This window comes from Nonomuraea sp. H19, from assembly GCF_052068215.1.
Lineage (GTDB): Bacteria > Actinomycetota > Actinomycetes > Streptosporangiales > Streptosporangiaceae > Nonomuraea.
The window spans coordinates 66,380-72,932 of the sequence record NZ_JBQHCV010000039.1; the positions used below are offsets into that span (position 1 = coordinate 66,380).

Annotated in this window: 8 protein-coding genes; 4 read left to right on the forward strand and 4 right to left on the reverse strand. The window is 66.5% G+C overall.

Features of this window, described 5'->3' with window-relative positions; all coding sequences use genetic code 11:
• Position 1 precedes the first annotated feature (1 nt).
• From ACTMTI_RS50525 to ACTMTI_RS50535, 3 genes are all read right to left on the reverse strand, one after another.
• Entirely contained in the window at positions 2-1,540 is a 1,539-nt protein-coding gene (locus ACTMTI_RS50525) for a serine hydrolase domain-containing protein (RefSeq protein ID WP_441128055.1), read from the reverse strand.
• Between the two features lie 296 nt (positions 1,541-1,836).
• On the reverse strand, positions 1,837-2,217 hold the full coding sequence (locus tag ACTMTI_RS50530) for a VOC family protein (RefSeq protein WP_441128056.1): 381 nt from the start codon (positions 2,215-2,217) through the stop codon (positions 1,837-1,839).
• 136 nt (positions 2,218-2,353) lie between these two features.
• Complete coding sequence (locus ACTMTI_RS50535) at positions 2,354-3,241, reverse strand: LysR family transcriptional regulator (RefSeq protein ID WP_441128057.1); 888 nt, start codon at positions 3,239-3,241, stop codon at positions 2,354-2,356.
• 700 nt (positions 3,242-3,941) lie between these two features.
• Here ACTMTI_RS50535 and ACTMTI_RS50540 point away from each other — a divergent pair.
• Positions 3,942-4,220: a hypothetical protein gene (locus tag ACTMTI_RS50540; protein WP_441128058.1), complete on the forward strand. Its 279-nt coding sequence runs from the start codon at positions 3,942-3,944 to the stop codon at positions 4,218-4,220.
• Between the two features lie 299 nt (positions 4,221-4,519).
• Here the strand turns inward: ACTMTI_RS50540 and ACTMTI_RS50545 are convergent, their stop codons facing one another.
• A complete protein-coding gene (locus ACTMTI_RS50545; protein ID WP_441128059.1) occupies positions 4,520-4,927 on the reverse strand; it encodes a RidA family protein in 408 nt (135 codons plus the stop codon).
• A gap of 142 nt (positions 4,928-5,069) precedes the next feature.
• On the opposite strand from ACTMTI_RS50545, the gene ACTMTI_RS50550 reads away from it, so the two are divergent.
• The 3 genes from ACTMTI_RS50550 to ACTMTI_RS50560 form a co-directional block, all read left to right on the forward strand.
• Positions 5,070-5,450 carry a winged helix-turn-helix transcriptional regulator gene (locus ACTMTI_RS50550; protein ID WP_441128060.1) on the forward strand — a complete coding sequence of 127 codons (381 nt, stop codon included), beginning with the start codon at positions 5,070-5,072 and terminating at the stop codon, positions 5,448-5,450.
• Between the two features lie 141 nt (positions 5,451-5,591).
• On the forward strand, positions 5,592-5,879 hold the full coding sequence (locus tag ACTMTI_RS50555; RefSeq protein ID WP_170247524.1) for a transposase: 288 nt from the start codon (positions 5,592-5,594) through the stop codon (positions 5,877-5,879).
• Positions 5,876-6,553, forward strand: a 678-nt coding sequence (locus ACTMTI_RS50560) for an IS3 family transposase (RefSeq protein ID WP_441128061.1), incomplete at its 3' end; no start/stop codon positions are given. The genes ACTMTI_RS50555 and ACTMTI_RS50560, both read left to right, overlap by 4 nt.

Here is a 6,553-nt window from a genome sequence, read left to right on the forward strand (position 1 = left end):
TCTACAGAGCCGACCCGGCCTGCCCGCCGCCGAACACCTCCTGCACCAGCCGCTGCGTCGCCTTCTGGAACGCCTCTCCCATGGACAGCGCGGCGTCGTCCACGTAGTTCAGCGAGGCGGTCAGGGTCTTGCTGCCGTCGGGCGTGCTGTACATCAGCCCCGCGTGGCCCGTGATGCCGCCGTTGTGGGTGATGACGGTGCCGCCGCCCGGCGCGTCCTGCACGAACACACCCAGGCCGTAGCCGGCCTTCGGCTCCGGCGTGCACATCTCGGCCAGCAGCTCGGCCGGCAGCAGCCTGCCGCCCACCAGCGCGGAGATGAACGTGTGCAGGTCCTGGGTGGTTGAGATCATGTCGCCACCGGTGGAGATCCAGGACGGGTTCTGGCGGGTGACGTCGACCACCTTCTCCTGGCGATTCTCCTCATACCGGTAGTAGGCGTGGGCGTGCGGCTCGGGAACGTCCGTCGAAGTGTCCGGCACCACCGTGCCCGACAGCCCGAGCGGCCCCAGGACAAGCCGCTGCATCTCCTCGCCGAGCGAGCGGCCGGTGACCTTCTCGACCAGCAGCCTGGCCAGCACGTAGTTGGTGTTGGAGTAGCTCCAGTCGGTCCCCGGCTCGAACCGCGCCGGCTTGGACAGCGCCAGCCGGACCAGTTCCTCCGGCCGGTAGGTCTTGAACCGGTCCTCCACCCACTCCCGGCCCTGATAGACGATCCCCGGCACGTACTCGGGATAGTAATCGCCGGTGAAGTTGAACACCCCGCTGGTGTGCTGCAGCAGCATCCGCACCGTGATCCGCCGGTCCAGCCCGAACTCGGGCAGGTAGTCATCCACCGGAGTGTCCAGCCCGATCCTGCCCTCGGCCACCAGCTGCAGCACCACGGTCGCGGTGAAGGTCTTGGTATTGCTGCCGATCCGGAAATGCCCGTTCACCGGCGGCTTCTCGCTCTGGCCCAGCTCGCGCACCCCGGCGCTGCCGGCCCACTCGCCCCGCTCATCGTGTACACGCAGCGTCACCCCGACGAAACCGGAATCGACCATCTCCTGGATGAGCTTCTGCAACTCCGGGCGATCCTGCCCTGCAGCGGCTGGCGGCACGGCCACACTGCTGTCCAGGGTGGCCACCCCCAGCGTGCCCGAAGCGACGTCGAGGGCCTCGGTGATCTTGCGGGCCATCTCCGCCACGGTGGGGCTGACCTCGCCCTTCTGGGGCCGGGCGGCTGCTTCGACGGCGACGATGACAGTTCGCCGGAAGTTGTCGACCTCTGCCGGCGCCTGCTCCTTGAGCAGGCGCATGGCCGCGGTCAGGGCCGGCAGCACCTGATCGGCCAGGGCGGCGGTGGACTTGCCGTTCAGGCCCTTGGGCGCCTTGGCGAGCACGTGCCCGACCAGGCCGGTCGCGGAGGTCAGAGCGATGCTGGCCTCGGTGGCGGCCTTATGAGGCGAGCCGGCGGCACCAGCGGCGGCCATCAGCGAGACGGCCCCCCACGCGGCGGTCCGCAGAGTGAGCGTGTCCTGCTCATTAAGGGTGACGGACATGATTGCATGCTCCTTTAAACCAATGAGAAAATTCACTTCAACGAACCGATGGTGGGTGCGGTCCTGCCGAGGCCCGGGGTGTCTGAATTGCTCAGGTCGGCTCGCCCGAGAAGATCGCACCCAGTTTCGAGGCCGCAATCGCTGAACCGTTCATGGCATCCACCATCGCCGACCGCTCTGATACCGGGCCGTTGCCGTCCTGACACGGCCGCTGACACAGTCACTGACACGACACCGCATGGTCAGCGGTGACGCCGGTGACGGTGAACGACACGACCAGGTCGGCCGGTCCGGAGTCAGTCCGTGATCGGGGAAATCCACTCGGTGAGCTGGATCGCCACGCCGTTGGGGTCGGTGAGCTGCATCAGCAGCTCACCCCACGGCTCCCGCCGGAGCGGGATGGTGATGGTGGCGCCTTCACGGCGCAGCCGCTCGTACTCGGCGGCGAGGCCGGTGACCGCGAACACCACGACCGCATCTGCCAGTCCCTGTCCCGGTTGCCACCGCTCAAGGTCGCGCTCCACCAGGACCAGGTCGACGGCCCCGTCGTCACGGCCCAGCGCGATGAACTTCTCGCCGACCAGGATTTCGCGGAAGCCGAGATGACTGGTGAAGAACCGGCTGGAAGCAGCCGGGTCGGCGACGGTCAGGGATACAGCGGAAGAGACGATGTTCACGCCACAGCACCAGAAAAGGACATGTCCCCATTCACCTCCCGACAGGCGTGCCTTTGGATGGATCAAGCATCACGCCGGGCAGTGCTGCGGATCAACGGCGACTATCGCAACGGTCGTTAACCCCGGGTTGACGGTCTCAGACGGGCAGTGGTCCCAGCTCGCGCACCACGCCGGCGAAGGCGCGGATCATGTCGTTCTCCGCATCGCTGCGCCACACCAGCCCGTACGGCAGCGCCTCCATGTCCGTGACAGGCAGATAGACGATGCCGGGGCGCGGGAAGTAGCGGGTCACGTGAACCGGGAAGAGGGAGACCGCATCCCCCATGGCCGTGTGCATGAAGATGTCCTCGACGTTGTGCACAAGAGTTGTGCGGTCGATCGACCGGCCCTTCGGAGTGAGCTCGGGAACGTAGCGGTCGAACCAGTTGTCAGGCACCGGTTCGATAACCACGTGCTGATAGTCGCTGACCGCCTCCAGGGAGGCCGTGGACCACTTGGCGAGGGCGTTGTCGGCAGCCACGGCCAGCACCCTCGGCTCGGCGAACAGCAAGGGACCCACGGTCAGGTCGGGCTCCTCCACGGGTAGCCAGGTGACCAGGATGTCGGCCTCCCCGTTGCGCAACTGAGCGAAGGGATCCGCATAACCCGACATCCGCAGGCGCAGTTCCCACTGCGGGTGGCGGGCGCGAAAGGTCTCCCAGTACCGGCGCAGCTCCTGGACGTTGACGGGAAACAGGCTCACCCGGAGCGTGCCGGTCTTGCCGCGTGCGGCCAGCCGAGCCCGCTCCAGGCTCTGCGCCAACCCCTGATGCAGCTGGCGCAGGTCGTCGCGGAGCTGCTCGCCCACCGGCGTGAGCCGTACATTGCGGCTGTCCCGGGCGAAGAGCTCGACGCCGATGGCTCGTTCCTGCTTCTTGAGCGCCTTGCTGACCGCCGCCACGGAGACATGCAACCGTTCCGCCGCGCGGCCGAAGTGCAGCTCCTCGGCAAGGGTCAGGAAGATCTCGATGTCGCGCAGCTCCACACGACCTCTCTCCGTCCGATCCCACCATCGAGACCGTTCATTCGGGGCGCAACTATGACATGTCTGCCCTATTGGAGCGGTCACCGCAAGTATGACGCGCGTCCGCCAGTCCTCGATCTTTGCTTTCAGAACCTCCGCGAATCGCTCTCGCAGGATCTGGCCCGCGCTAGGGAGTGTCTGACAAATGATCAACGTTCACACTGAATACTCGCTGTCGTTGGATCGTGTCCGCCCAGCTCGGCATCCCCCGCCGCGCAGGCGACTCGGCAGCATTATGTGTCACATTGACGTGCAGGAGGCGCGGCCCCTGTCCGTCGTGACGTTCCCCGGCGCACCCGATCCCACCGGCTCGACCACCGCCGCGCGTCGGCGGCGCGGTGCAGTCGTTCGTAGTCGCGCCGGGCCTGCTCGGCCTCGGCGGCCGACTGTTCGACAGTGTTCGGCAGCTGGCCGCGTGAGCGGGCCGCCTCCGCGGGCACCGCGGTTATCTGGGGTTGTCAAGCGAACCTGCTGGTCAGCCGCTTGGGGGTCTGTCAGGCACGTCAGGCAAGTAAGCCCCAGCATGCCGAGCATGGTGGGGTCCGGCGCGAAGGTTTTCGAGCGTGTGGAGAGGTGATCGATCAGCGATCGGCTGTTGCGATGAGGCGTCGCAGTGCTGCGTGGCGGGTGGGCCCCACGTGGCCTTGCCACCTGGCCGGCCGTGGACACCGGCGTCGCCGATGTGGAGGCCGACGAGGTCATCACGCTGTTAAGATGGCACCTTTTGGGTGAACAGTCGGATAGGTTTCCTCGGATCTTGATGGTGTGTTTGGGAGGTCCGATGGGCTCAGGAATGGATGGTCACGATGGTGGTGTGGCGGATTCCGGTGGCCAGGAGTTGAATTTGGCTGGTTTGGGGTCGGAGCCGCTGCGTGAGTCGCTGGCAGCTCTTCCTGACTTCACCAACGTCACAGTTCTCGCCAGCCCTTTGGGCTCCTGACCGGTCGTTGAGGTTGTGATCTCATCGAGGTAGCGGGCACGGTCGGCGAGCTCGCCGAGTTGCCCGCGCGCCTCATGGATTCCCAGTTCCCGCGCCGCCGGCGGCTGTCCGATCGCCGTCTCAGGTGGGGCCGTGTCCGGGGCGGCCGGGTCGGTGTCGTTGTGAGCCATGGGGCATAGGTGTACACAATGCACACCCTGTGCCGCTGAGTTTCGCCGTGGCTGTTTGTTACTGCGCTCGCTGGTTGGCCGCTGAGCGCCGCAGTTGGCCGCTTCGGTGCTCGGCGAGCGGCCATCTGTTCAGTCGAGGATCGCGGTGGCTTCGATCTCGACCAGGTGGTCGGGGACGTCCAGTGCCGCAACGCCTATCAGCGTGGTCGGCGGGGCCGGGGTGACCCCCAGCTTCGCGGCTGCCCGGGAGATGCCTTCCAGGAGCGGGAGCATCTTGTCGGGGGTCCAGTCGACGACGTAGAAGGTCAGTTTCGCCACGTCGTCGAAGGACCCGCCGACCTCGGCCAGGGCGGTGCCGACGTTGAGGTAACTCTGCTCGACCTGTGCGGCGAGGTCGCCTTCGCCGATCGTGACTCCCTCGGCGTCCCAGGCGACCTGTCCGGCGATGAAGATCAGCTTCGACCCGGATGCGATCGCCACCTGCCGGTAGACATCGATCTTGGGCAAGCCGCCGGGGTTGACAAAGGTGATGGCCATGGTGCCTGTCTCCTCGTTCTGAGCGCCTGTGGGCTCGCGTCCGCCCGACCAAGACGCTCATGCTCTCTTGTGGTTACTCAGGAACTGTAAGAGACTGGCCGCCGACGTGGAAGAACGCACTTTTTCGTGACTGGAGAACCTTATGGTGACCAAGCAGTTCACAGGCTCGCCCGAGGATGCAGACCTGGCGCGTGCGGGCTCCTTGGCGCGGGAGATCTTCTCGGACGTGGCCAACAAGTGGGCGTTCCTGATCGTCGAGGGTCTCGGTGATCGCACCCTGCGCTTCAGTGAGCTGCGGAATGAGGTCGAGGGCATCAGCCACAAGATGCTCACCCAGAACCTGCGCATGCTGGAGCGCAACGGCCTGGTCGCGCGCACCGTGTACCCCACCGTCCCGCCGCGGGTCGAATACACCCTCACTGAGCCGGGCCAGGCTCTGCGAGCGACGGTCGACGGGATGTGCGGCTGGACCCGCCGGTACTTCGGTCACATAGAGGCCGCCCGCCGTCGCTTCGACGCCTGACTTCTGCGGCCAACTGGGATGCTCAGAGTGGCCAACTAGCGTGCTCAGTCACACTGGCGTCGCTGTGACCTGTGGAGTTGGCCCGGTTTGGTGGACAGCTGATCTCTGGGGAACCCTGGTTCCCGGAAGAAGGAGTCTGCTGTGCCGAACAACTATCCGCCGGAGTTTCGCCGGCAGATGGTGGAGCTGGTGCGCGCGGGACGGACGCCGGAGGAGCTGGCCAAGGAGTTCCAGCCCTCCGCGCAGTCGATCCGTACCTGGGTGCGCCAGGCTGATCTGGATGACGGCCGTCGCCAAGACGGCCTGACCAGCGCCGAGAAGGACGAGCTGGCCCGGCTGCGGCGGGAGAACAAGATCCTGCGCGAGGAGAAGGAGATCTTGCGTAAGGCCGCGGTTTTCTTCGCGCGGGAGACGGATCTGCCGAGATGAAATTCCGGCTGATCGATGCGGAGAAGGACCACCACGAGGTCTCCCTGCTGGCCCGGGTGCTGGGTGTGTCGCGCCAGGGCTACTACGCCTGGGCCGTCCGGCAGCAGCGCGGGCCATCGGAGCGGGCCCGCCAGGACCAGGTGCTGACGGAGAAGATCCGCGGGCATCACCAGGCCTCCGATGAGATTTACGGGGCGCCCCGTATCCACGCCGACCTGCGGGACATCGACGGGATCCGGGTGGGCCGCAAGCGGGTGGCCCGGCTGATGCGCGCCGCTGGGCTGGCCGGGGTGACTCGCCGCAAGGGCTGTCGTACCACCGTCGCCGATCGGCAGGCTGCGGCGGCGTCTGACCTGGTCAAGCGGGACTTCACAGCGGCCGAGCCGAACCGCATCTGGACCGCTGACATCACCTACGTGCCAACCTGGCAGGGCTTTGTCTACCTGGCGGTGGTGCTGGATGTGTTCTCCCGGCGGATCGTCGGCTGGGCGATGGCCGATCACATGCGCACCGAGTTGGTGACGGACGCGCTGGCGATGGCGCTGCACCAGCGCCGCCCTGAGGTGGGCGTGATTCATCACAGCGACAAGGGCGGCCAGGGCGGATTCAACTGGTCGTCGCAACACCTTGATCCGGAGGTGTTGCATGGGGAGACCAGCGGGGTGGATGACGAC

What these genes read in the sequence shown, in the direction of transcription:
- ACTMTI_RS50550 (WP_441128060.1), top strand. Translation starts at nt 5,070, where the DNA reads ATGGTGACCAAGCAGTTCACAGGCTCGCCCGAGGATGCAGACCTGGCG.
- ACTMTI_RS50525 (WP_441128055.1), bottom strand. Translation starts at nt 1,540, where the DNA reads ATGTCCGTCACCCTTAATGAGCAGGACACGCTCACTCTGCGGACCGCC.
- ACTMTI_RS50545 (WP_441128059.1), bottom strand. Translation starts at nt 4,927, where the DNA reads ATGGCCATCACCTTTGTCAACCCCGGCGGCTTGCCCAAGATCGATGTC.